The sequence below is a fragment of the Streptomyces sp. NPDC047079 genome (assembly GCF_040643755.1).
GTDB lineage: Bacteria > Actinomycetota > Actinomycetes > Streptomycetales > Streptomycetaceae > Streptomyces.
In genome coordinates, this window is sequence record NZ_JBEYUZ010000023.1 from 21,227 (window position 1) to 45,847 (window position 24,621).

The 24,621-nt window shown below is 71.1% G+C and carries 23 protein-coding genes; 14 read left to right on the forward strand and 9 right to left on the reverse strand.

Annotated features, from left to right (window positions below):
* Positions 1-141: 141 nt before the first annotated feature.
* Positions 142-1,605, reverse strand: coding sequence for an ornithine decarboxylase (locus tag ABZ823_RS24840; protein WP_361664406.1), 1,464 nt, complete (start codon positions 1,603-1,605; stop codon positions 142-144).
* 182 nt (positions 1,606-1,787) lie between these two features.
* Here ABZ823_RS24840 and ABZ823_RS24845 point away from each other — a divergent pair, with 182 nt between their 5' ends.
* Entirely contained in the window at positions 1,788-2,978 is a 1,191-nt protein-coding gene (locus ABZ823_RS24845) for an amidohydrolase (protein WP_361664409.1), read from the forward strand.
* 26 nt (positions 2,979-3,004) lie between these two features.
* Here ABZ823_RS24845 and ABZ823_RS24850 read toward each other — a convergent pair whose 3' ends face one another.
* A complete protein-coding gene (locus ABZ823_RS24850) occupies positions 3,005-3,229 on the reverse strand; it encodes a hypothetical protein (RefSeq protein WP_361664412.1) in 225 nt (74 codons plus the stop codon).
* Between the two features lie 461 nt (positions 3,230-3,690).
* On the opposite strand from ABZ823_RS24850, the gene ABZ823_RS24855 reads away from it, so the two are divergent.
* From ABZ823_RS24855 to ABZ823_RS24865, 3 genes are read left to right on the forward strand one after another with little or no spacing between them, the layout of a single operon-like run.
* Positions 3,691-4,293, forward strand: a complete 603-nt coding sequence (locus ABZ823_RS24855; RefSeq protein WP_361664416.1) for a toxin-antitoxin system, toxin component — start codon at positions 3,691-3,693, stop codon at positions 4,291-4,293.
* Positions 4,294-4,296: 3 nt separating this feature from the next.
* Positions 4,297-5,460, forward strand: coding sequence for an MAB_1171c family putative transporter (locus ABZ823_RS24860; RefSeq protein ID WP_361664419.1), 1,164 nt, complete (start codon positions 4,297-4,299; stop codon positions 5,458-5,460).
* A gap of 55 nt (positions 5,461-5,515) precedes the next feature.
* Positions 5,516-6,709, forward strand: coding sequence for a DUF6545 domain-containing protein (locus ABZ823_RS24865; RefSeq protein WP_361664422.1), 1,194 nt, complete (start codon positions 5,516-5,518; stop codon positions 6,707-6,709).
* A 105-nt stretch (positions 6,710-6,814) separates the two neighbouring features.
* On the opposite strand, the gene ABZ823_RS24870 is transcribed toward ABZ823_RS24865, so the two are convergent.
* From ABZ823_RS24870 to ABZ823_RS24890, 5 genes are all read right to left on the reverse strand, one after another.
* Positions 6,815-8,233 (reverse strand): FAD-dependent monooxygenase, encoded by a 1,419-nt coding sequence (locus ABZ823_RS24870; protein WP_361664425.1) that lies wholly within the window; start codon positions 8,231-8,233, stop codon positions 6,815-6,817.
* A gap of 173 nt (positions 8,234-8,406) precedes the next feature.
* On the reverse strand, positions 8,407-9,369 hold the full coding sequence (locus ABZ823_RS24875; protein WP_361664428.1) for a polyprenyl synthetase family protein: 963 nt from the start codon (positions 9,367-9,369) through the stop codon (positions 8,407-8,409).
* Between the two features lie 109 nt (positions 9,370-9,478).
* Complete coding sequence (locus ABZ823_RS24880) at positions 9,479-10,654, reverse strand: MAB_1171c family putative transporter (protein WP_361664431.1); 1,176 nt, start codon at positions 10,652-10,654, stop codon at positions 9,479-9,481.
* Positions 10,655-10,676: 22 nt separating this feature from the next.
* Entirely contained in the window at positions 10,677-11,210 is a 534-nt protein-coding gene (locus tag ABZ823_RS24885; protein ID WP_361664566.1) for a toxin-antitoxin system, toxin component, read from the reverse strand.
* Positions 11,211-11,242: 32 nt separating this feature from the next.
* Complete coding sequence (locus tag ABZ823_RS24890) at positions 11,243-11,899, reverse strand: helix-turn-helix transcriptional regulator (protein ID WP_361664434.1); 657 nt, start codon at positions 11,897-11,899, stop codon at positions 11,243-11,245.
* A gap of 222 nt (positions 11,900-12,121) precedes the next feature.
* Between ABZ823_RS24890 and ABZ823_RS24895 the strand changes: the two genes are divergently transcribed.
* Complete coding sequence (locus tag ABZ823_RS24895; protein WP_361664437.1) at positions 12,122-12,790, forward strand: hypothetical protein; 669 nt, start codon at positions 12,122-12,124, stop codon at positions 12,788-12,790.
* Between the two features lie 75 nt (positions 12,791-12,865).
* Here ABZ823_RS24895 and ABZ823_RS24900 read toward each other — a convergent pair whose 3' ends face one another.
* Both ABZ823_RS24900 and ABZ823_RS24905 read right to left on the reverse strand, forming a co-directional pair.
* The gene (locus ABZ823_RS24900; protein WP_361664440.1) at positions 12,866-13,621 is read right to left on the reverse strand and encodes a hypothetical protein; all 756 of its coding nucleotides are present in this window, start codon (positions 13,619-13,621) and stop codon (positions 12,866-12,868) included.
* 40 nt (positions 13,622-13,661) lie between these two features.
* Complete coding sequence (locus ABZ823_RS24905) at positions 13,662-14,408, reverse strand: GntR family transcriptional regulator (RefSeq protein WP_361664443.1); 747 nt, start codon at positions 14,406-14,408, stop codon at positions 13,662-13,664.
* A gap of 114 nt (positions 14,409-14,522) precedes the next feature.
* Here ABZ823_RS24905 and ABZ823_RS24910 point away from each other — a divergent pair, with 114 nt between their 5' ends.
* The 9 genes from ABZ823_RS24910 to ABZ823_RS24950 all read left to right on the forward strand — a co-directional run bounded on the left by ABZ823_RS24910 (position 14,523) and on the right by ABZ823_RS24950 (position 24,609).
* On the forward strand, positions 14,523-15,560 hold the full coding sequence (locus ABZ823_RS24910) for an ABC transporter ATP-binding protein (RefSeq protein WP_361664445.1): 1,038 nt from the start codon (positions 14,523-14,525) through the stop codon (positions 15,558-15,560).
* Between the two features lie 52 nt (positions 15,561-15,612).
* Entirely contained in the window at positions 15,613-16,818 is a 1,206-nt protein-coding gene (locus tag ABZ823_RS24915; RefSeq protein WP_361664448.1) for an ABC transporter substrate-binding protein, read from the forward strand.
* A 10-nt stretch (positions 16,819-16,828) separates the two neighbouring features.
* Complete coding sequence (locus tag ABZ823_RS24920) at positions 16,829-17,719, forward strand: ABC transporter permease (protein WP_361664451.1); 891 nt, start codon at positions 16,829-16,831, stop codon at positions 17,717-17,719.
* Between the two features lie 11 nt (positions 17,720-17,730).
* A complete protein-coding gene (locus ABZ823_RS24925) occupies positions 17,731-18,546 on the forward strand; it encodes an ABC transporter permease (protein WP_361664455.1) in 816 nt (271 codons plus the stop codon).
* Between the two features lie 82 nt (positions 18,547-18,628).
* Entirely contained in the window at positions 18,629-19,627 is a 999-nt protein-coding gene (locus ABZ823_RS24930; protein WP_361664458.1) for a LacI family DNA-binding transcriptional regulator, read from the forward strand.
* A gap of 110 nt (positions 19,628-19,737) precedes the next feature.
* Entirely contained in the window at positions 19,738-21,084 is a 1,347-nt protein-coding gene (locus tag ABZ823_RS24935) for a sugar ABC transporter substrate-binding protein (protein WP_361664461.1), read from the forward strand.
* Positions 21,085-21,089: 5 nt separating this feature from the next.
* A complete protein-coding gene (locus ABZ823_RS24940; protein WP_361664464.1) occupies positions 21,090-22,046 on the forward strand; it encodes a sugar ABC transporter permease in 957 nt (318 codons plus the stop codon).
* Positions 22,043-22,918, forward strand: a complete 876-nt coding sequence (locus ABZ823_RS24945; protein ID WP_361664467.1) for a carbohydrate ABC transporter permease — start codon at positions 22,043-22,045, stop codon at positions 22,916-22,918. The genes ABZ823_RS24940 and ABZ823_RS24945 overlap by 4 nt, the downstream gene beginning before the upstream one ends.
* Before the next feature lie 170 nt (positions 22,919-23,088).
* Positions 23,089-24,609: a glycoside hydrolase family 13 protein gene (locus tag ABZ823_RS24950; protein ID WP_361664569.1), complete on the forward strand. Its 1,521-nt coding sequence runs from the start codon at positions 23,089-23,091 to the stop codon at positions 24,607-24,609.
* The last annotated feature ends 12 nt before the right edge of the window (positions 24,610-24,621 follow it).

The following is a 24,621-nucleotide window of genomic DNA, read 5'->3' on the forward strand; positions in this document are numbered from 1 at the left end:
CCTCGCCACCGCATACCGTCCCTGCGGAGCACGGGCTCCCTCCTGCCCGGGCGCACGCTGCGCCCGCTACTGCCCGTCTGCCCCGGAAGGCCACCACCAAGTTCCGCGAGCGGACCGGCTCAAACCGGTCCCACCTGGTCCTCAGTCCTTCGCCACCACCCGCAGCGTCTCCAGCGTGGGATCCGCCGCGTCAGGGATGAGCACGCCATGGGCGACACCGCTGCGCAGATAGTCGACAACCTCCGCGGTGATCACCTCCCCGGGGGCCACCGCCGGGACGCCCGGCGGATAGGGGCTGATCGTCTCGGCGGCGATCCGTCCCGCCGCCCGCTCGGCGGGCACGTGTTCGGCCGTGCCGAAGAACGCCTCGCGCGGCGTCATGGCCTGCTCCAGTTCGAGTGCCGAGGGTTGCGGCAGGCGCACGGGCGTCTGCCGCTCGATGCCGTCGGCGTTCTCGACGAGCGCGCGCAGGGCGTCCAGCAGGATCTTCTCGGTCTCGTCGTCGTCGGCGTATGTGATCGAGGCGCTGATGCGGCAGCTGTCCGAGCCGCCGACATCGACGTGACGGTGGGCGCGCAGCCATTCGGCGGCCTGCATTCCCGTCACCCCGAGCTCCCGCACGTCGATCACGATCTTCAGAGGATCGAACTCGGCGGCGAGCCCCGCCTCGACGACCTCGGAGCCCATGGGCCGCAGGCCCGGCAGATCACCGGCCCCGGCCCGGATCCGCTCCGCGCGATGCAGCGCGGACTCCAGAAGCCCGTGTCCCTGCTCGACCATCTGGCGCCGCCAGCCGTCGAGGGTGGCGTACACCAAGGACGAGGCGCTGGTGGTGCCGAGAAGATCCTCCCGCTGCTTGAGAACCTCCGGCGACACCCGGTCGTACTGGAGATGGAAGACGGAACTCTGCTCGATGGCACCGCCCATCTTGTGGACGCTGGTCACCACCAGATCGGCTTCGGCGTCCATGCCCCAGGCGGGGAGCGCGGGGTGGAACGGAAGGTGGGCGCCCCAGGCCTCGTCCACGATCAGGGGGACGTCGAACTCGTGACAGACCCGCGCCACGCCCTGGACGTCCGCGCAGGTGCCCCAGTCGGTCGGTGTGATGAGCAGCATGCCCTTGGCGTCCGGGTGCTCCTGGAGGCGACGGCGCACGTCGTCCGGCTCCGGCGGGTGGGCCAGGTGCCGTTCCGCGTCGAACTTCGGATGCACCCAGATGGGCACCACTCCGTTGACCACGATGCCCGCGACCACGGACTTGTGGGCGTTGCGGGACACCAGCAGTTTCTCGCCGGGGCCGGCCACGGAGATCATGGCGGTCTTCACCGAAAGGGAACTGCCGCAGGTGGAGAAGAACGCCCGCTCGGCGCCGACCGCGTCCGCCATCAGTTCCTGGGCCTGACTGAGCACGCCCTGCGACTGGCGGCGGTCGTCCAGTCCGTTGAGGGACAGCACGTCCGAACGGAAGACGTCGAGCCCTACGATGTCCGCCACCCGCGGATCGGCCCCACGGCCCTGTTTGTGGCCCGGAGGGCCGTAGGCCACGTCCCCTCGGCGCCGGAACTCCTCCAGCGCCTCCAGCACGGGAACCCGCGAGTGATCCATCTGCTGCCTCCAGGTCGCTCCCCAGCGTTCGGGTCGCCGTCCCGGACCTCGCTCGAAGGGCGGCCGGTGCCGGCGCCACACCGGGTTCCACCCGCGAGACGTTCGAAACTAGGGCGTGTCGCGGTCCCGGACCGTGGAACCCACGCTCGAGGGGCATCGCAGCCGGAGGCGAAGGAGGCCAGGTGACCCGCACACCCGACGAGGTCCACGAGGAGCTGCGCAGGGCGGTGGCCGGGCGGGCCGGCCTCCTGTGGGACGTCGCCCTCGCGCTGCACGCCGATCCCGAGTACGCCTTCGCCGAACACCGGGCGGCCGAGCTGCTGACCGGCATGGCGGCACGCGAGGGCCTCACGGTCGAGAGCGGGGTGGCGGGGATGCCGACCGCGTTCGCCGCGCGCTCCGGCGACGGCCGTCCCGCGGTCGCGCTGCTCCTGGAGTACGACGCCCTGCCCGGTCTCGGCCACGCCTGCGGGCACAACCTCATCGCGGCCGCGGGCCTGGGAGCGGCACTGGCCCTGCACAGCGTGCTGGGCGGCGCGCACGGATGCGTGATGGCCGTGGGCACACCGGCCGAGGAAGGCGGTGGCGGCAAAGCCATCGAGGCGGAGGCCGGGGTGTTCGACGGCGTCGACGCGGCGCTGATGTTCCACCCCGGGGTGTACGACTGGCGGTACGCGCCGTTGACGGCACAGGTGCAGTACCGGGTCGCCTTCCATGGTCGGGCCGCCCATCCCACGGGGAACCCGACCGAGGGCATCGACGCTCTGGCGGCGCTCGTCGAGCTGTTCAACGTCCTGGCCGTGGTGGGCCGGCGACTGCCGGAGGCCTCCCATGTGCAGGGCATCATCACCGACGGCGGCCGGGCCACCAACATCGTCCCCGACTACGCGGAGGGGCAGTTCGGGCTGCGGGCGCTCACCACCCGCGCGCTGGAGGACCTCGTCGAGCAGCTGCGGAACTGCGCCGAGGGCGTCGCCCGGGCCACGGGCACCACGGCCGAGGTGGAGCGCGCCACCGTCCGGTACGAGCACTTCCGCGACAGCGACGTGCTCTCCGCCCGGTTCGCCGAGCACCTGTCCGGGAAGGGAATCGCGCTGACTCCCCCTGCCCCCGGTGTGTACCTGGGTTCCTCGGACGTCGGCAACGTCAGCGACCGGCTGCCCACCATCCACCCCTTCGTGGCGATCATGGAGGAGGACGGGTCCGACCACACCGCCGAGTTCGCCGAGGCGGCGGCCTCCGAGCGGGCCCGCGCGGTCCTTCTCGCCGCCACCGAGGCGCTCGCGTGCACCGCCGCCGACGTCCTGCTGCGCCGGGATCTGCGCGAGGAGGCCTGGCGGCAGCACCGGTCCCGGGTCGCGGCCGGTCTCTGAGACCGCCGCGGCCCACGGGACACCGATCAGGGGCACCACTGCCGGCACAGACGGAAGAACTCCTCCTCGGTGCCCGTGAGCCCCGCCTCCGCAAGGGCCCGGTCCGCCTCGGCCAGGGCGGCGGTCGGGACCACGGGTGGTCGCAGCGGATCCGGCGGTCCGTCGAATGCTGCTCGTACGGTGTGGAGGAGGCGCAGATAGGCCTGTACGGCGGCGCGTTCGCGGTCGGTCAGTACGGCGGCGGTCGGCATCGGTCGACTCTCCCCGGGTCGGCCGCGCGGCCCCGGGGCGCGCGGCGGTACGTGCACGGTGCACGCCCCCGAACGCGACCGGTCGCCGCGCGCATCGGTGGCGCACCCCCAGCTTGCCGCCCACCACTGACAATCACGTGGCCTACGCCTGGGGTTCGCCCGCTCAGCGGAGCCGGCCGTCTGCAAGTGCGCCGGTTTCCGCGCCCGATGACGCTGGGGGGCAGCGATCTCGGCGGGGAAACGGAGCAGTTGCCGACACCTGTACGGGTCGGCAGGATGTGGTTGTCCGGCTTGCGTTCCGTTGCCCCGTGCCCTCGTGCCCGAGGTCGGTTGAGGACCACGGAGAAATGACTACTGTGGCGATCTGGATGTTCCACGGGCCGTAGGGACCGGCCACCGTCCCGCCGCGGGCGACCACCCGCGGCTTAGGACACCGACGTCGAAGAACGGGGAGTGACGACGTGAAGACCAGGCGCGAGAAGAGGATGAAAGAGCTCAGCGCCGAACTGCTCGCCCGCCTGGCCCTGGCCGCGCCGGGTGACGACGACGAGATCTTCGCCGCGCTCGGCACCATCCTCGCCGGTCTGCGAGGCCGCCCGGTGGTGCTGAAGCGGACCACCTTCCCGCCGGGCACGGCGAGCGGACTGTGGCTGGATCTCGAGGACATGGACATCGTGGCCGTGCGCGACGACACGACCAACAGCGAGCACGAGCACGTCATCCTGGGCCATGAGATATGGCACATGTTCGAGGGGCACTGCGGAGCCCACATCCCGGCGGGCCGGGCCACCGCGCGGGCGCACAGCTTCGAGGCCGGTGCCGTCGAGGACGTCGTACGCCGGCTCCTCGCCGCCCGGGACACGAGACTCGGCGGGCTCGGCGCGCCCCAGATGGGCGTCGCCGCCCGCACCCGCTTCGACGACCGCCACGAGGCGGAGGCCGAGATGTTCGGTCTGCGGCTCGGCACCGACCTGCGCACCTTCCGCAGGACCCACTGGCGCGCCGACCTGGGCCAGGTGGCCGGACGCATCGAGGACTCGCTGGGCAGAGGTCTCTGGGTCTGAGTCGTGGACGGTCGCTTCTACTATCTGACGGCACTGCTCCTGTGGAGCGGCCTCGCTATCAGGATTCCCAGGCTGCTGCACAGCAGGCGTGACCCCGCGCTGGTGTCGCTGTGCGCGGTCGTGCTCGCGGCCGGGGTCTCCTTCACCCTGTCCGCCCCCGCCAGCGTCGCCGCCATCAACGAGCTGACGGGGATCCCCAACCTCGCCGCACCACTGGTGTACACGGTGGTGACCGCCTTCAGCGCCGCCTGCCTCGTCGTCATCGTCTACTGGCGCGGCGGCGAGCCGCGGCACGTGCGCCGTGTCGCCCTCGGCTGGCTGAGTGCCTACGCCGCCGTCATCGTCGCCTTGTGGGTGCTGTTCGCGGTGGGCAACGCACCCGTCGAACGCCGAACCGACCTGGACACCTACTACGCCACCACCCCGGGCCTCGCCGAGATGATCACCCTGTACCTGGTGGCCCACCTGGTGGCGGCGTTCGCCACGACGACGCTGTGCTGGCGCTGGTCCCGGAAGGTGACCGGCTGGACCCGCAGGGGCCTCGCCGTCCTCGTGCCGGGCTGGCTGCTCAACGGTGTCTTCGGCGTCGTCAAACTGGCCGCGGTCGTGGGGCGTTGGACGGGACGGCACTGGGACACCCTGAGCACCGACCTCGCCCCCGGTGTGGCCGCCGTCGCGGCCGCCCTCGTCACCGTCGGCTACGCCCTGCCGCTGGTCGGCCCGCGCATCGAGAGCGTCACCGCCTACGCCCGCCTGCGGCCGCTGTTCAGACTCCTGGTCGACCCGGCCGACCGGCGGTACTGGGTGCCGCTGTCCTGGCGGTCCCTGGGGGACATCGACCTCCGTCTCACCCAGCGGGAGACCGGGATCCGCGACGGCATCAACCGCCTGGAGCCCCGCTTCGACGACCGGGTCCGCGAGCGGGCCTACAACCGGGCGATCTCCGCCGGCGCGAGCGCCCCGGAAGCCGAGGCCATCGGCGCCGCCGCCATGGTCGTGGCCGCCACCCGGGCCGGCACGCCCGAGGAGCCCGTGCCCGGCGCGTATCTGCCCACCACGCTCGACGGCAACCTGGGCGACCTGGTCCGGGTCTCCCGAGCCGTCCACACCCCCATCGTCGCCGACACGCTGCGCACGGCCGGCAGGCCGGAGAGCCGGCCGGCATGACCTTACGCGCCCAGCCGGAACCCCGTCCGACCGCACCGCCCGAGGCCCTCGCAGGATGAAGGCCAACCTCGGGTTCTACGTCGCCGGCGGCCTGCTGCTCCTGGCCTGCCTGCTCAAGTTACCCGCCCTGGTCCGCGCCCGGGGCCGGGACTGGCTGCTGTCCTCGATCTGCGCCCTGCTGCTGGTGGGATCCGGCGTTCTGTTCACCTCCGCGCCGCAGACGATCATCCTGGTCAACCGGACCACCGGAGTGTCCAACTTCTCGGCCCCGCTGGTCTACTGCGCGCTCACCGGCTTCTCCGCGGCCTCGGTGGTGCTCGTCCTGAACTGGCGCGGCGGCCCCGACAAGCGCCACACCCGACGTCTGTCGCAGTGGATCATCGCGCTGCACCTGCTGGTGTGGGTGCTGATCGTCACCCTGTACGTCCTCGGCGACGCCCCCGTCGAACGGCGCACCGACTTCGACGTGTACTACGCCGACACCCCCTGCATCCGCGAGATGATCCTGCTGTACCTGCTCGCCCACGGCCTGGCCTCCTACGTGTGCAGCCACCTGTGCTGGCGCTGGTCGCGTGATGTGCACGGCACCATGCGGGTCGGTCTGCGCGCCCTCGCCCTGGGCTATCTGATGCACTACGCCGGCTACGACGGCGCCAAACTCGTGGCGATCGGCGCCCGGTGGACGGGGCACAACTGGGACGTGCTGGCCACCGGTGTCGCACCCAGCATGGGCCAGCCCAGCGCCCTCCTCGTCGCCGTGGGCTTCATCCTCCCGCTCGTCGGGCGCCGCAGCGAGGACGCCGTCCGGTACTGGCAACTCGGCCCGCTCGCCAGGACCGTCAGCGCGGTCCCCGGCGCGCCCGGCCTCGCCTTGCTGCCCCTGCCCTGGTGGACTCTCGAGTTCCGACTGCGGCTGACGCAGCGTCAGACCTACATCTCCGACCGTATCGTGGCGTGCCGCAGCCATTTCGACCACCGGATATGGAACGAGGCGTACGCCGCCGCCGTCGCCCGTGGGGCGGGGGCGCAGGACGCCGGCATCATCGCCGAGGCGGCGGTGATCGCCGCCGCCGTCGACTCGTACAGCGTCGTCGGCGACGAGCCCTCGCCCGTGCGGGCGCCCCTCGGCCCGCCCGGCACGCCTCCCACGACGGGTGACCTGGCCAGGCTCTCCCGCGCCCTTCGGTCCCGCGTCGTCAAGGACGTCCGCCGACGCCGCCGTGTCCGCCGCGACCAGGCCCCGACCTGACCCGGCCCATGGCGTCGGCCGTCCGTCCTCAGGACGGCGGCCCCAGCGGTTCGGCGCGGCCATGGCGGGCGCACGGACACCCCGTCCGCCCCCCGTCCGCCGCGGTCAGTCCTCCCGGCCGAGCGGCACCGCGCCCGTGGCGGCCTTCCACTCCTGCCGGGTCAGCGGAGGACCGTCGAGGAGCGGCTTCTTCCGGCCGAGGAAGACCAGCGCGAGCATGTCGGGCAGGAGCAGCCGGGCCGGGGATGCCTCCATGCTCATCACATCGAGAAGCACCCGCAGCGCCCGCGGGTTCCGTGATCCTGCGTCGACGGCGCGGTCGACGAAGGCGGCGAGCATCCTCTCGAGCCGGGTGGGGGGTTGGTCACTGGCACCCGGGTAGAACACGTCCTGGCCCACGGCCAGACTCCAGGCGTTCTCGACGGGGCGCGCCGCGGCCTTCTGGATGCGCCGGGCCGTCCCGGGAGCGGTGAGGTGCTGCCGGCGCAGAACGCGGCGCATGGCGAGCACACTCAGCGCCGAGGCACTCAGTCCGTGGCCGTAGACCGGGTTGTAGCCCGCCACGGCGTCGCCGAGGACCGCGAAGCCCTCCGGCCAGCGGGGGGTCTTCTCGTAGTAGCGCCGCTTGTTGGCGGTGCTCCGCGTGGTGACGACGTCGGTCAGGGGCTCGGCGTCGGTGAGCAGTTCACCGATGACGGGATGGGGCAGGGAGCGGGCGAAGCTTAGGAAGGCCTCGTTGTCCGCGGTGGGCTGCCCGCCGCGCGTTCCCGAGAGGGTCACGAGCCACCGGCCGCCTTCGACGGGGGTGATGATGCCGCCCCTGCCGGGGGCCTGCCGGGGGTCGGCCTGGACATTGACGACGGGAAAGCCGTCGGAGGCGCCCCCGGGTGCGCGATAGAGCCGGCTGGCGTAGGCGACGCCGGCGTCGACCGTGCGCTCGGGCACCGGGGGAAGGCCGAGTTCCCGCAGCCAGACGGCGGCCCGGGCGGCCCGTCCGCCGGCGTCGACGACCAGGTCGGCCGTGAGGGTGCTCGTCGCCTGCGCCGACCGTACGCGTACGCCGCTGACGCGGTCCGCGCCGCCCTCCAGAGCCAGTGCCTCGGTTCCTGACCGCAAGGTGATGCGAGGGTCCCGGAGGACGCGCTCGCGCACGACCGCGTCGAGCAGATCACGGCTGCACAGCAGGTTCACGTGGTGACTGCGGGCGAACCGGCGGAACCACTGGCCCGAGGGGGCCTTGGACACCAGGTCGGTCATGATGCGGGCCTTGCGGGCGCCGCACGCGACGAGCCGGTCGACGACGCCCGGCAGTAGTTCCTCGAGGGCCTTCACACCACCGGACCACAGGATGTGGGCGTGCCGGGCCTGCGGAAGCCCCTTGCGGGGGAGGGGGCCGTCCGGCAGGACGTCACGTTCGACGACCGTGACGTCGGCGTGGTCGGCGAGCACCGCCGCGGCGAGCATGCCCGTCATGCCCCCGCCGATGACCACCGCGGCGCGGCGGGGGACAACTCCGTCAGACATGACCTGGCACTCTTTCTGTCGCGGGGCGGGGAACACTGCGGGGACGGGAACACGTCGGGCGCGGGAACACTGCGGCGAGCACGGGCACGCCGCGGAAGCGGATGGGGCTGGAACGGACGGGACCGGAGCGGAGGCGGCGCGGGCGCCACGGCGGCGCCGCACGGGGCGGTCGGTCACGGGCGCAGCCGGGACGTCCGCTCCACGAGCCGGCGCAGGACGGACACGTACGCCTCGTCGCCGCCGAGCCGGTCCAGGACGCGGTACGCCTCGTCGCGGAACTCCCCGATGTCCTTCTCGCAGGGGGCCAGGACGGACGGGCCGAGGAGGACGCCGGCCAGAGCCGACCGCGCCTGCGCGGACGTACGGGCCTCGGCGTGCAGGTCCAGGATCCGCTGCCGCTCGCCCGGGGACGCCTCCTCCAGGGCGCACGCCAGCGCGTAGGTCACCGTGCCGTTCAGCAGGTCCTCGTGGCGGCCGGACGCGAGGTCCTCGTAGTCATTGAAGATCTGCCACAGAATGCCGAAGGAGTGACCGAACTCCCGCCAGCGGTCGGTGCGTTCGTCCCTCGCCCCGGAGAGCGTCGCGGCCATGGCCGTGATCATGCCGAAGGGAGCGCCCGACTTTCCCCGGTAGGCATCGAGGACCGCCTTCCGGCTCGCCTCGCCCCTGGTCTTGCGCATGTCCTCCATCTGCCCCTCGGCGGCCGCCACCCCGCTGTTCAGCAGTTCGGCCGTCAACGCGGGCCGGACGGCGGCCGGGACCCGGGGCGAGTCCAGGACCTGGAGCGGCAGGAGCTGTCCGGTGACGATGGCCGCGAGCAGCGCCTCGTGCAGGCCGAGGCCTTCGGGCAGGGTCGCGCCCGTTCCGTCGGCCAGGTCGTCGAGATAGCAGGCCGACGTCCACCACAGCACGTGCACCGCCGACAGGGGCAGGGCCGGTGCGGGCTCACCGGTCTCCGCGCCGTGCACCAGCAACGGCAGTACGGACAGCGGGTATTTCATCGGCTGGTGCCGCAGGAGCCGGGCGACGGCGTCGCGGACGGCGGGCGCGGACCCGCCCGTCCGGGCGAGCACGGCCTCCAGCTCCGCGTCGATGTCGGCGGAGAACTCCCGGTGCAGATCCAGGTACGTCTTCACGTGGCACCCCCATGCGCCTGCGGTCGGCGTGATGCGCACTCTCCGCGGAGAGCGGTCCCGGGCATTGTCCGGGCGCGACTGATGCGTTCTCGGCCCGTCGGCCCGTTCGTCATGGAAGCCGCGCTCCGGCCGAGCCCCGGACGGCCGCGACGACGGGTGAGCTGCGCAGGGCCAGGGACATGCGCACGAGGTCACGCGGGCTGTCGTGGGGTCCGGCAGCCGCCTGTGCCGTGCCGATGACCCGGCCCTCCGGATCGTCCGCCCTGGCCCTTACCGCCGCCGCGACCATCGCCGCGTCGGCCTCCGCCCGCGCCTGGACCGGGGAGGAGCCCGCCGCCACGGCGGCGTCGTACGCGCGTGCGCGGACCGCCGGGTCGAAGTAGGGGTACAGGCTCAGCATGCCGTCGTGGATGTCGGACTCCCGCTGTGTGACCTGTAGCTCCGCCGACGACCACCAGGAGATGCGCCCCTCGCGGCCGGTGTGGGTGGACACCGGCCTCAGCTCGCGCCACAGCGGTCCGAGCCGGCGATAGGTCGACCAGGTGGCCCAGTTGTCCCCGACGCGCTGGCAGGCCAGCGGCAGACAGAAGCCCACGGCGCTGACCTGGCCGCCGATGGAGGCGAGCGCGGGGGCCGCGTAGGTGCTGAGGTCGTCGAGGTTTCCGCCGCTCCAACGGGCGATCACGGCCGTGAACTTGGTCGCCAGATAGGCAAGGTTGAACAGATAGCCGGTCACGATGACCAGCAGTCCGGCCCTGAGCCAGCCGTGGACCTGGAGAGCCCACCGCCAGCACAGCACGGTCATCGCGAGGCCCGCCACGGTCATCGCCGCCAGGTACAGCACGATCATCTCGCGGATGTACGGGGCGCGGGCGTAGTAGGTGTCGAAGTCCCGCAGCCGCTCCACCGGCGCGTCGCCCAGGGCGAACAGGACGACCAGGGCGGCCATGACCACGCCGTAGCCCATGGTGATCCGCCGGGTGAGGGTGCCGGTGACGGCGGGAGGCCCGCCCCGCCAGTTGACGACGAGCACCAGGCAGGACGCGCTGAACGCGCTCAGCAGGGCGTACACCAGCGGGGCCGAGACATTGGTGATGCCGGTGAGGTGGTTGACCTCGGTGATCGTCGGTGGCGCCGCGAAGAAGAAGACCGACGCCGCCAGGGCGAGCAGCGCGCACACGGACCGCAGCAGCGGATCGCGCCAGGAGCGCAGCAGCGCGGGTGCCTTGAAGGCGAAGGCGACCGCCATCGCGGTGGCGGGTATGTAGTAGCTCGAACCGTCCATCGTGTCGGTGCCCCGGGGCCGCTCAGCGGCCCTGCGGCCCGCGGTAGCCGAGCGACGCCTCGATGCGGCCCGCCAGGTCGTCCCGCGTGACGGGTCCGCGCAGCGACGAACCGGCCAGCCACGTACGGCACTTGCTGGCCAAGAGAAGACCGAAGCTTTCGGCCTCCTTCTCGTCGGAGAGGTCGAAGTACGTGCGGGCGGCGACCTTGCGCACGGTCGCCTGCAGGTCGGCGGTGTCGCTCAGCAGGCGCGCCGCGACCGTCGCCCCCTGCACGGGGTGGCCGTGGTGGCCGGCGTTCATGTGCCACAGTTCGTGGCCGAGGATCACCAACTGGTGGTCGGGGGCGGTGCGTTCCTCGACGACCACGAGATCCTGGTCGGCCATGTCGAGCCAGAGGCCGCTCGCGGTACCGGGCGGGAAGGGGGCCGTACGGAACTGGACGGGACGGCCGCGCCGTCTGCTCATGCCCGCGCACAGCGCGGCGTAGAGGTCGGCGGGTGCCGCCGGTACCGGGAGCGACAGCTCCGCGACCAACTCGCCGCACAGGCGGCGCATTTCCCTTCCGATGCCCACGGTTCTCCCCCGGATCAGGACTCGGGCCGCTTGACGCTCTCCAGGAGCATGTCCAGCCACTCCGCGACCTTGTCGCGGTGCTGGTCGGTGGGCAGCTGGGCCGCCCGCCAGGCGATGCCGCGGACGCCGTGGTCCTGAAGCAGCCGTTCCAGCGGATCGTCGGCGGTGTCGGCCGCCGCGCGCTCGCGGTCGGCGAGTTGCTGGAGGAGCTCCTGCTCCGAGCGCTGGAGGACGTTCGCGAGCGCCTCGGGGTCCTCGGCCGTGAGGAACCCGGCATGCACCCTGAAGAAGCGCTGAATGGCGTCGCAGTGCTCCATGGTGGGGCGCCGGTCGCCGTTGATGAGGGCACCCGCCTGCTGGCGGGACATGCCCGCGCCGTCGGCGATCTCCTGCTGGGTGTACTTGCGGCCGTTGGGCTTGAGCCGGGTGCGGCGCAACAGGTCGAGCCGTTGCAGGAAGCGCGTCTGAAGATCCGGCTCCCCGGCGGGCACACCGCTCAGCAGGGCTTTCACCACCGGCTCCGGGACCCCGGAGGCGACCGACAGGCGCGCGACGTCGAAGATCTCCTCGTGCGGCACGCCCAGCCGGTCGGCGAGGGCGGTGACCCGCGCCACGACGGCCGGCAGCAGACCCGTCGCCGTGGCGCCCGGAACCTCGAAGCCATCCGTCACCGACAGATCTCCTACGTCTCTTCTCACATCGTTCTCATGGTCGTCCGGAACCACCCGGAGATTAACCGTTGTCTCGAACTCACATCCAGGTCTCGCCACAACTGTGGCGAGATTCGGCCGTCAACGGACGCCAAATGCCACGATAGTTGACACGGCTCGATCCGGGGCAGCAGGATCGGGGCGCCGCGTGAAGGCCGCAAGGGCAAGAGGGGTGACCTCCCGATGGCGTTTCAGGCAGGAGGGCAGCGGTCGCAGCCGCGGCCCGTCCCCGAGAGTCCGGAAGCAAGGGCGTATCTGCGGGACTACGCCATGCTTCTGGAAGCCGTCCCCTTCCCGTCCGTCGTCTTCGACCACCGCTGGGACGTCGTGCTCGCGAACACGGCGTTCGAGGCCCTCTTCCGCGGGGTCGGGCCGCATCCGACGGCCATGCCCGGTGACAACTTCCTGCGATTCGTGCTGTTCCACCCGGAGGCGGGCACGGTCCTCGGCGAGCACGAGTCGAGCTGGTGCCTGCCGATGCTGGCACACTTCGCGGCGGCGGTGGAGCGGCACGGCCACGACCAGGGGCTCCAGGCCATCCGCCGCGAGATCGCCCAGGACCCGATCATGGAGGCCGCCTACCGGCAGGGCCTGCCGCACTGGATCCGCGCGGTCGGCTCGCACGCCATGGAGCACGACGGGGCGGTGCGCCCCCTGCTGCACCCCGATCCGCGCTGGGGCGGCGACTGCCGGGTGGTGGGGGAGACGCCCAAGACCCTGGAGGCCATGGGGTACTCGAAACTGACGCTGGTGCTGCGCGAGGCGCGCCGCCCGGCGCCCGCAGGGCGGGGTCCGCGCCGAACCCGGCGCACGACGGGCCACCTCAGCGTGGTGCCCGTGCAGCCGGAGTGAAGACTCTCTCCACCGCCCCGGCTCCGTCGGTGTTCAGGTCACCGACGGCGCCGGGGCCCGCGGCGGCCGTCCGGCTCAGCGGCCGACGACGAGCACGAGCGGTATCCCGTCGCACGGGACCAGCCGCAGCCCCCGCCAGACCTCCGGTCGTGCCCGTTCCAGTACGGCGGCGAAGTCGGGCCCCTTGGTGAGCGATCCGGCCAGATGCGCGGGGTCGGCCGAGGCCGCCACCCGGCCGCGGGCATTGACCAGGTGGGCGGGCGAGGGCAGGGCGCGCAACAGCGGGAGCGCCGCCGCCTCGAAGTGCCGGAGGTAGACGTCGGCCGCGACCACGCCCGCGAAGCGACCCGCCACGTGGACGGGCGCCGACAGGGTGAGGCTGTACTCGTCGGAGCAGAGGTAGTCCACGTAGGGGCCGGCCACCGCCCGCCGCCCGGTGTCACGGGGCAGCGCGAACCAGTCCCAGTGCGTGTAGTCGGAGTACGCCGAGCGCGCCGGGTCCAGGTCGAGCAGCAGGGGCCGTACGCCGCCGCCCGCGCCGGTCTGCCACCACTCCAGCCATGCCGGAACGTCGCTCAGCAGCCCGGGGTCCGCGACGAACCCGACCCCGGAGACCAGCTCATGCCGTAGCAGCCGGGCGTGGAGGCCCGGGCGCAGCGCCGCCAGGTCCACGGTCGCGGGCCCTCGGCCCCGGCCCGCCACCCGTGCGAGCAGCGCCGTCGTGTCGGCGCGGGTCTCCGCAACGGCGTCGAACACCGCCTCCAGCGCGGACCGCACCCGTGCCGCCACGTCGCCTTCGGGCGGGGCGACCAGACCGTGGCTCGTGCTCATCGACGCCCTCCCGCGCACACGGACCGAAGGCCGGCGCGTCCTACAGGGCGAGGCGCAGCGCGATGAGCCGTGCCGTCGATTCCCGTACGCACCGTTCGGCCAGCTCCCTGGCCGATTCGTGCGCCCCATCCTGCACCGCTGAGATCACGGAGAGATGACGGTCCGCCACCTCTTCGCAATAGGAGTCGTCCCCGAGGACGAGGCACAGCAGCGCCCCGACCTCCGTCTGGAGCGAGACCTGCTCCCGGGTGAGCCGGGCGGACTGTGCGGCCGCCGCCAGCTCCACATGGAACCGGCCGTAGACCCGGGTGCGGGCCGCCGCGTCCTCGGCCGCCGCGAACTCCTCCAGGGTGCGCCGCAGCGGCTGGAGATCGTCCGGCTCGGTGCGCTGGGCGGCGAGACGGGCGGCGGCGCCGGAGACGGCCGCCCAGTGGTCGCCGAGATCGCGCAGCTCCTCCGTGCTCCAGCCGGCCAGCCGCTGCTTGATCCGCTCCTCGGCCGGGTCGGCGGGCAGTGAGACGAAGCTGCCGCCGCCGCGTCCCCGCCGGGTGGTGACCAGGCCCTGCTGCCGCAGCGCCATGAGCGCCTCCCGCAGGGTCACGGTGGACACGCCGAGCTGTCCCGCCAGCTCGCTCTCGCCGGGGAGCTGCTCCCCGTCGGCGAGCAGCCCGAGTTCGATGGCGTCGCTGAGGCGGCGGACGACCGTCTCCACGCGCGCGCGGGTGTCCACCGGAGAGAACACGGCTCTCCGGGCCCCGCCGCCCCAGTTGTGCTTCACGGCCACCACCTTGTGCGTTGACTCAACCTTTACCCTAAGGGGGTCTTGAGCTTTGAACTATGAGTTCATATCTTTACGAGTCGAAGGCAAGAACGGAAGAGTGCACCAGAAAGGTTCCCGTCCATGGAGGGAAGCGCGATCCGGCTGCAGGGGCTGCGGAAGGAGTTCGGTGACACGACCGCGGTGGCCGGAGTGGACCTGGGGATATCCGACGGGGAGTTCTTCTCGATGCTCGGCCCGTCCGGCTCCGGCAAGACCACCGTCCTGCGCATGATCGCGGGCTTCGAGAGCCCCACCTCCGGCACCATCGAGCTGGCCGGCCAGGACGTCACCGGCCTCGCGCCCTTCGAGCGGGACGTGCACACCGTCTTCCAGGACTACGCCCTCTTCCCGCACATGACGGTCGAGCAGAACGTCGCCTACGGCCTCAAGGTCCGCAAGGTACCCAAGGCCGAGCGGCTCGCCCGGGCCCGCGAGGCGCTCGCCGACGTACGCCTCGAAGCCTTCGGCAAGCGGCGGCCCGCACAGCTCTCCGGCGGCCAGCGCCAGCGGGTCGCGCTCGCCCGCGCCCTCGTCGGCCGCCCCCGTCTGCTCCTCCTCGACGAGCCGCTCGGCGCCCTCGACCTCAAGCTGCGCGAGCAGATGCAGGTCGAACTCAAGGCGATCCAGCGCGAGGTCGGGATCACCTTCGTGTTCGTCACCCACGACCAGGAGGAGGCCCTGACGATGAGCGACCGCATCGCCGTCTTCAACCAGGGCCGCATCGAGCAGGTCGGCACCCCGGCTGAGATCTACGAGCGCCCCGCCACCGCGTTCGTCGCCTCCTTCGTCGGCACCTCGAACCTGCTCCAGGGCGCGGCGGCCGAGCAGGTCGTCGGCACCGGGGGCACGTACAGCATCAGGCCCGAGAAGATCCGCGTCCTGAAGGAGTCCGCCATGGCGGACGAGCCGGAGCACTCCACCGCCACCGGCACCGTCGCCGAAGTGGTCTACCTGGGAGACGCCACCCGCTTCCTCGTCGACCTCGACGCGGGCGGACGCCTCACCGCGCTCCAGCAGAACCTGGAGACCTCCTCCGAGGACGTCGCCGCCTACCGCGGCACCCGGGTGCGCCTCCAGTGGCACCGCCGCCACGCCGTCCAGGTCCCCGAAGCCGGCTGACCCCCCACGCCCGCTGCCCCCCACACCGCCACCGTCACCTATGGAGAACGTCGTGCGTCTCACTCGTACTCTCAAAGCCGCCGCCGCCGTCGCGGTGCTGCTCGCGGCCACCGCCTGCGGGTCGTCCGGCTCGTCCGGCTCGGGCGGCTCCTCCTCCACCGGCCTCAACCCGCCGGACCTCAAGGCCCAGTCGAAGCTCGGCAAGTCCGAGGGGCAGGTCAACCTCGTCGCCTGGGCCGGCTATGTCGAGGACGGCTCCAACGACGCCAAGGTGAACTGGGTCAGCGACTTCCAGAAGCAAACCGGCTGTCAGGTTCACTCCAAGGTCGCGGCCAGCTCCGACGAGATGGTCAAGCTGATGAAGACCGGCGAGTACGACGCGGTCTCCGCCTCCGGCGACGCATCCCTGCGCCTGATCGCCTCCGGCGACGCGGCACCGGTCAACACCGCCCTCGTGCCGAACTACAAGGACGTGTTCGGCGACCTGAAGCTCCAGGCGTGGAACTCCGTCAAGGGCAAGGCGTACGGCATCGCGCACGGACGAGGCGCCAACCTGCTGATGTACAACACGGAGAAGGTCAAGCCCGCGCCGACCTCGTGGTCCGCCGTCTTCGACGACGCGTCGAAGTACAAGGGCCACGTCACCGCGTACGACTCCCCGATCTACATCGCCGACGCCGCGCTCTACCTCAAGGCCACCAAGCCCGAGCTGAAGATCAAGGACCCGTACGCGCTGGACCAGAAGCAGTTCGACGCGGCCGTCGCCCTGCTGAAGCAGCAGAACGCCGACGTCGGCGAGTACTGGGGCGACTACCTCAAGGAGGTGTCCGCCTTCAAGAGCGGCGACTCCGTGGTCGGCACCACCTGGCAGGTCATCGCCAACCTCGCACAGAGCGAGGGCGCCAAGGTCAAGGCCTTCGTGCCCAAGGAGGGCTCGACCGGCTGGTCCGACACCTGGATGCTCTCGGCCAAGGCCAAGCACCCCAACTGCGCCTACCAGTGGCTGAACTGGATCATCTCGCCGAAGGTCAACGCCCAGGTCGCCGAGTACTTCGGTGAGGCCCCGTCCAACGCCAAGGCGTGCGCCGAGACCAGCGACAAGAACTTCTGCACCACCTACCACGCGGCCGACACGGCCTACTGGAAGAGCGTCGCCTTCTGGAACACCCCCATCGAGCAGTGCCTCGACGGCCGCACCGACGTCAAGTGCGTGCCGTACGCGAAGTGGGTCCAGGCGTGGACCGAGATCAAGGGCTGAGGTCACGACGATGAGCGCCACCCTGCCGGCCGCCGGACGGACCCCCGTCCGGCGGCTCGCCGGGCTGCTGCACCGCCGCCGGCGGCTGCGGCTGTCCCTGCTGCTGACCGCGCCCCTGCTGTGGCTGGCCGTGCTCTATCTCGGCTCGCTTACGGTGCTGTTCGTCTCCGCGTTCTGGACGACGAACTCCTTCACCTCCGAGGTGGTGAAGGTCTGGTCCACCGACAACTTCCAGGCGCTGCTGACCACCTCCGTCTTCCGCCAGGTGATCCTGCGCAGCATCGGCGTGGCCCTCGCGGTCACCGTCCTGTGCGCGGTGATCGCCTTCCCGCTGGCCTTCTACACCGCCCGTGTCGCCCGGCCCAGGTGGCGCCCGTTGCTGGTGGTGGCCATCCTCACGCCGCTGTGGGCGAGTTACCTGGTCAAGGTGTACGCGTGGCGGCTGATCCTGTCCCAGGGCGGGCTCGCGGACTGGATGCTGAAGCCGTTCGGGCTGAGCGGGCCCGGGTTCGGACTCCCGGCGGCCGTCATCACGCTGACCTACCTCTGGCTGCCGTACATGATCCTCCCGGTCCACACCGCGCTCGAGCAGCTGCCCGCCAGCCTGCTCGACGCCTCGGCGGACCTGGGTGCCCGGCCCGGCCGGACCTTCCGCTCCGTCGTCCTGCCCATGGTCCTGCCGTCGGTCGCCGCCGGTTCGATCTTCACCTTCTCGCTCAGCCTCGGTGACTACATCACCGTGCAGATCGTGGGCGGCAAGACACAGCTCATAGGCAACCTCGTCTACTCCAACATCGAACTCAACCTGCCCATGGCCGCCGCCCTCGGCACGGTCCCGGTCGTCGTCATCGTGCTGTACCTGCTGGCGATGCGCCGCACGGGCGCCCTGAGCAGTCTGTAGAGGAGCCGACCGTGCAACTCTCCCGTTCCTCGCGCATCGCGCTGCGCGTCGCCGCCGGGTTCGGCTTCGCGGTGATCTACGTGCCGCTGCTGCTGGTCCTCGTCAACTCCCTGAACCCGGACCGCAGCGCGAGCTGGCCGCCGCCCGGACTGACCCTGCACTGGTGGTCGGTGGCATGGGGCAACTCCGGTGCGCGAGAGGCGCTGTGGGTGTCGGTGAAGGCGGGGCTCGGCGCCACCGCCATCGCGCTCGCCCTCGGCACACTCATCGCCTTCGCGGTGGCCAGGCACCGGTTCTTCGGCCGGGACGCCATCTCCTTCGTGGTGGTCCTGCCGATCGCGCTGCCCGGCATCGTCACCGGCATCGCCCTCAACTCCGCGTTCAGTACGGTTCTCGAGCCGCTCGGCGTGGGCCTCGGCCTGTTCACCGTGATCGTCGGCCACGCCACCTTCTGCATCGTCGTCGTGTTCAACAATGTCGTCGCCCGGCTGCGCCGTACCGCCGGCTCGTACGAGGAGGCGGCGATGGACCTCGGCGCGAACACCTTCCGCGCCTTCGCCGACGTGACCTTCCCGCTGGTGCGCTCGGCGCTTTTCGCGGGTGGGCTGCTCGCCTTCGCGCTCTCCTTCGACGAGATCGTGGTGACGACGTTCACCGCCGGTCCCGGCATCGAGACTTTGCCCATCTGGATCTTCAACAATATGACCCGGCCCCAGCAGGCCCCGGTGGTGAACGTGGTCGCGGCCGTTCTGGTCCTGCTGTCCGTCCTCCCGATCTACCTCGCCCAGCGACTGTCGTCGGACACGGCGACCGGCAGCCGGGTGTAGCGGCCAGGGGTATCCCGCCGACCCGGCGGGCTACCCCTGGCTTACGCAAGCGTCTTGCATTACTTGCGCTATTCTTGCGTGCATGACGCGACGACTTGCTGAGGTGGCGAAGAAGGTCGGGGTCAGCGAGGCCACGGTCAGCCGGGTGCTCAACGGCAAGCCCGGAGTCTCCGAAGCCACCCGGCAGGCGGTGCTCTCCGCACTCGACGTCCTCGGCTACGAGCGGCCCACGCAGTTGCGCGGCGAGCGGGCGCGGCTCGTCGGCCTGGTCCTGCCGGAGTTGCAGAACCCCATCTTCCCCGCCTTCGCCGAGGTGATCGGCGGCGCGCTCGCCCAGCTGGGGCTGACCCCGGTGCTGTGCACCCAGACCAAGGGCGGTGTCTCGGAGGCCGACTACGTGACGCTGCTGCTGCAACAGCAGGTGTCCGGTGTGGTCTTCGCCGGCGGGCTGTACGCGCAGGCGGACGCCCCGCACGACCACTACCGGCTGCTCGCGGACCGGAACATCCCGGTGGTGCTGGTCAACGCGGCCATCGAGCACCTCGGCTTCCCGGGTGTCTCCTGCGACGACGCCGTGGCCGTCGAGCAGGCGTGGCGGCACCTCGCCTCGCTGGGCCACGAGCGGATCGGTCTCGTGCTGGGCCCGGGCGACCATGTGCCCTCGGCCCGCAAGCTGGCGGCGGCGCGGGCGATCGCCGGGGAACTGCCGGACGCGTTCGTGGCCCGCGCCATGTTCTCGATCGAGGGCGGTCACGCGGCGGCGGCCAAGCTCATCGACCGCGGGGTCACCGGGTTCATCTGCGCCAGTGACCCGCTGGCCCTGGGCGTCGTGCGGGCCGCCCGCCGCAAGGGGCTCGAGGTGCCCGGGCAGATCTCCGTCGTGGGCTACGACGACTCCGCGCTGATGAACTGCACGGAACCCCCGCTCACCACCGTCCGGCAGCCCATCGAGTCGATGGGCAAGGCCGTGGTCGAGCTGCTCAGCGTCCAGATCGGCGGGAGCTCCGTACAGGCCGACGAGCTGCTGTTCGAGCCGGAGTTGGTGGTGCGCGGATCGACCGCGCAAGCGCCTCGTGCTTGAGATCCATCCTGCTGTCGAATAATTACAGATTCTGCGCGACATCTTGCGAAGAGATGTCGCCGGTGCTTGAGTGTGCGGCGCCCACCGCTCCTGCCCAGAGGGGTCCACCGATGAGAAGCACCGGGTTCCGCCGCACCTTCGCCGCGATCGGCGTCTGCTCCCTCGCCCTCGCCGTCTCCGCCTGCGGGTCGAACGACGGCCCCGCGAGCGGCAAGACGCGCATCACGGTCAACTGCGAGCCGCCCAAGAGCGCCAAGGTCGACCGCCGGTTCTTCGAGGAGGACATCGCCTCCTTCGAGAAGCAGAACCCGGACATCGACGTCGTCGCCCACGACGCATTCCCCTGCGAGGACCCCAAGACCTTCGACGCCAAGCTCGCCGGAGGCCAGATGGAGGACGTGTTCTACACGTACTTCACGGATGTCGAGCACGTCGTCGACACCGGGCAGGCGGCCGATCTCACCCCGTACGTCAAGGAGTTGAAGAGCTACGACACCCTGCAGAAGCAGCTGCGCGACATCTACACCGTCGACGGCAGGATCTACGGCATTCCGCGCACCGGCTACTCCATGGGCCTGATCTACAACAAAAAGCTCTTCCAGAAGGCCGGCCTCGACCCCGACAAGCCGCCCACGACGTGGGAGGAAGTACGCGCCGACGCCAAGAAGATCGCCGCGCTCGGCAACGGCACCGTGGGCTATGCCGACTACAGCGCCCAGAACCAGGGCGGCTGGCACTTCACGGCCGAGCTGTACTCCCAGGGCGGTGACGTCGTCGCCGCCGACGGCAAGAAGGCCGCGGTCGACACCCCCGAGGGGCGCGCCGCGCTTCAGAACCTGCACGACATGCGCTGGACCGACAACTCCATGGGCAGCAAGCAGCTCCTCGTCATCAACGACGTACAGCAGATGATGGGTTCCGGAAAGCTCGGCATGTACCTCTCCGCCCCCGACAACATCCCGATCCTGGTGAAGGAGAAGGGCGGCAACTACGACGACCTCGCCATCGCCCCCATGCCCGGCGACAAGGGCACGCTCATCGGCGGCGACGGCTACATGTTCAACAAGAAGGACACACCCGCGCAGATCCGGGCGGGCCTGAAGTGGCTCGACCACATGTTCCTCACCCCGGGCAAGGGCTTCCTCGGCGACTACGCCCGCGCCAAGAAGAACAACGCACCCGTGGGCCTGCCCGAGCCCCGGCTGTTCACCGGCGCCGCCGACGCCAGGGACCAGCAGGCGAAGAAGGCCAACGCCAATGTGCCGGTGGAGAACTACCAGTCCTTCCTGGACGGCAACCAGAGCCTCCGGATGAAGATCGAGCCGCCCAACGCCCAGCAGATCTACTCCGTCCTCGACGGCACCGTCTCCGCCGTGCTGACGAAGAAGGACGCCGACATCGACCAGCTCCTCAAGGACGCCTCCGGGAAGATCGACACCATCCTGGCCCGGAGCTGACACCCATGACGAAGACCGCCGCACGACGGCCCGTAGAGGCGATCGCCGTACACCCGGTGCAGGCGCCGACCCCGGCAGGGGGCCGGGGGCGGCGCCGCCTCGCCGACCAGGCGCGCGCGTACGGCTTCCTCCTCGGCGGCCTCGTCTGCTTCGCCCTGTTCTCCTGGTATCCGGCGATCCGCGCGGTCGTGATCGCCTTCCAGAAGTACACGCCCGGCTCTTCGCCCGAGTGGGTCGGCATCGCCAACTTCACCCGGGTGCTGCACGACCCGGAGTTCGGGGCGGCCTGGCGCAACACGCTCACCTTCACACTGCTCGCCCTGCTGATCGGCTTCGCGGTCCCCTTCGTGCTGGCCCTCGTCCTGAACGAACTCCGGCACGCCAGGGCCTTCTTCCGGGTCGTGGTCTATCTGCCGGTCATGATTCCGCCGGTGGTCAGCGCCCTGCTGTGGAAGTGGTTCTACGATCCCGGGGCCGGTCTTGCCAACGAGGCGCTGCGCTTTCTGCACCTGCCCACCTCCAACTGGACCAACGGCGCCGACACCGCTCTCGTCTCCCTGGTGCTCGTGGCGACCTGGGCCAACATGGGCGGCACCGTCCTGATCTATCTGGCGGCGCTCGCCTCCATCCCCGGCGAGCTGTACGAGGCCGCCGAACTGGACGGCGCGAACCTCCTCCAGCGCGTCCGGCATGTGACGATCCCGCAGACCAGGTTCGTCATCCTGATGCTGCTGCTCCTTCAGATCATCGCCACCATGCAGATCTTCACCGAACCGTTCGTGATCACCGGTGGCGGACCGGAGAACGCAACGGTCACCGTTCTGTACCTCATCTACAAGTACGCCTTCCTCTACAACGACTTCGGCGGGGCCTGCGCGCTGAGCGTCATGCTCCTCGTACTGCTCGGCCTCTTCTCCGCCGTCTATCTCCGGCTCACCCGCTCCGGGGAGGACACCGTATGAGCACCCGGACCCTGATCTCGCCGGCCGCTCTGGCCCGCCCGCGCGGCAAGGCCCTGTACTGGACCGTCTTCGCCGCTGTCGTCGCCCTGTTCGCGCTCGCCTTCCTCTTCCCCGTGTACTGGATGGTGACCGGCGCGATGAAGTCACCGGACGAGGTGGCCCAGACCCCGCCCACCCTCGTACCCCGGCACTGGCAGCTCAGCGGCTACACCGACGCCTGGGACCTGATGCAGCTTCCGCAGCATCTGTGGAACACGGTGGTCCAGGCGGCCGGGGCCTGGCTGTTCCAGCTGGTGCTGTGCACGGCCGCCGCCTACGCCCTGTCCCAGCTGAGGCCCGTCTTAGGCAAGGTCATCCTCGGCGGTGTCCTCGCCACCCTGATGGTCCCGGCCCAGGCGCTGGTCGTACCGAAGTACCTGACCGTCGCCGACCTGCCGCTGATCCACACGAGCCTGCTGAACGACCCCCTCGCGATCTGGCTGCCGGCGGTCGCCAACGCCTTCAACCTGTACCTCCTCAAGCGGTTCTTCGACCAGCTCCCCAGGGACGTACTGGAGGCCGCCGAGATCGACGGCGCCGGACGGCTGCGCACCCTGTGGTCGATCGTGCTGCCGATGTCACGACCGGTGCTCGGCGTCGTGTCGATCTTCGCCCTGGTCGCGGTCTGGCAGGACTTCCTGTGGCCGCTGATGGTCTTCTCCGACACCGACAAGCAGCCGATCAGCGTGGCACTGGTCCAGCTGTCGCAGAACATCCAGCTGACCGTGCTCATCGCCGCGATGGTCATCGCCAGCATCCCGATGGTCGCGCTCTTCCTCGTCTTCCAGCGGCACATCATCGCCGGGATCGGCGCGGGCAGCACCAAGGGCTGACGCCGACCCGTCCCCAGAGCAGAAAGGCAGGCATCGTGGGACAGCCCACCCATGCCCGGAAGGACCACAACGACCACGGCGACCGCCACGACAACGGCAACCGGGGCGGCCACGGCCCCCGGGGCGGGCCGCGGAACGACGCCTGGTGGCGCTCCGCCGTCATCTACCAGGTGTACGTCCGCAGCTTCGCGGACGGTGACGGGGACGGCACCGGCGACCTCGCGGGCGTGCGCTCCAGACTGCCCTATCTCGCCGAACTGGGTGTGGACGCCCTGTGGTTCAACCCCTGGTACCTGTCACCGATGAAGGACGGCGGCTACGACGTCGCGGACTACCGTGCCATCGACCCGGCCTTCGGCACGCTCGCGGAGGCCGAGAAGCTGATCGCCGAAGCGCGGGAGACGGGCATCCGCACGATCGTCGACATCGTGCCCAACCACGTCTCCGACCAGCACCCCTGGTTCCGCGCAGCCCTCGCCGGCGGCCCCGAGCGCGAGCTGTTCCACTTCCGACCCGGCAGCGGTCCGGGCGGCGAACTCCCGCCCAACGACTGGACCTCCCAGTTCGGCGGCCCGGCCTGGACCCGGCTGCCAGACGGCGACTGGTACCTCCATCTGTTCGCGCCCGAGCAGCCCGACCTCAACTGGGCCCACCCTGCGGTCCGCCAGGAGCACGAGGACATCCTGCGCTTCTGGTTCGAGCGGGGCGTGGCGGGCGTCCGCATCGACTCGGCCGCCCTGCTCGTCAAGGACCCCCGTCTGCCCGACTTCGTCGAGGGCCGCGACCCCCACCCGTATGTCGACCGGGACGAACTGCACGAGGTCTACCGCTCCTGGCGCAGGGTGGCCGACGAGTACGGCGGCGTCTTCGTGGGCGAGGTGTGGCTCCCGGACACCGAACGCTTCACCCGCTATCTGCGCCCCGACGAGCTGCACACCGCCTTCAACTTCTCGTTTCTCTCATGCCCCTGGGAGGCGCGCCGGCTGCGCAGGTCGATCGACGACACCCTCGCCGAGCACGCCCCCGTCGGGGCCCCGGCCACCTGGGTGCTGTGCAACCACGACGTCACCCGTACGGTCACCCGCTACGGCCGCGAGGACACCGGCTTCGACTTCGCCACCAAAGCCTTCGGCACCCCCACCGACCTGGCTCTCGGTACCCGGCGCGCCCGTGCGGCCGCCCTGCTGTCGCTGGCCCTGCCGGGCGCGGTCTACGTCTACCAGGGCGAGGAACTCGGCCTGCCCGAGGCCGACATCCCCCCCTACCGCATCCAGGACCCGATGTACTTCCGCTCCGGTGGCACCGACCCGGGCCGCGACGGCTGCCGGGTGCCGCTGCCGTGGAGGGCCGACGCACCCCACGCGGGATTCGGCGGGGAGCCCTGGCTGCCGCAGCCCGCGTACTGGCCGGCGTACGCGGCCGACCTCCAGGCGGCCGACCCCGGCTCCATGCTCGGCCTCTACCGCGAGGCGATCCGCCTCCGGCCGGTCTTCGGGGACGGCCCGCTCACCTGGCTGCCCACCCCCGAAGGCGTCCTCGCCTTCACCCGAGCGGGAGGCGCGAGCTGTGTGGTGAACCTCGCCGACACCCCCGTCGAACTGCCCGCCTCCTCCCCGCCCCTGCTGGCCAGCGGCCCCCTGGACGAACGGGGCCGCCTACCGAAGGACACGGCGGTCTGGCTGCGCGCCTGACAGCCGCCCCGC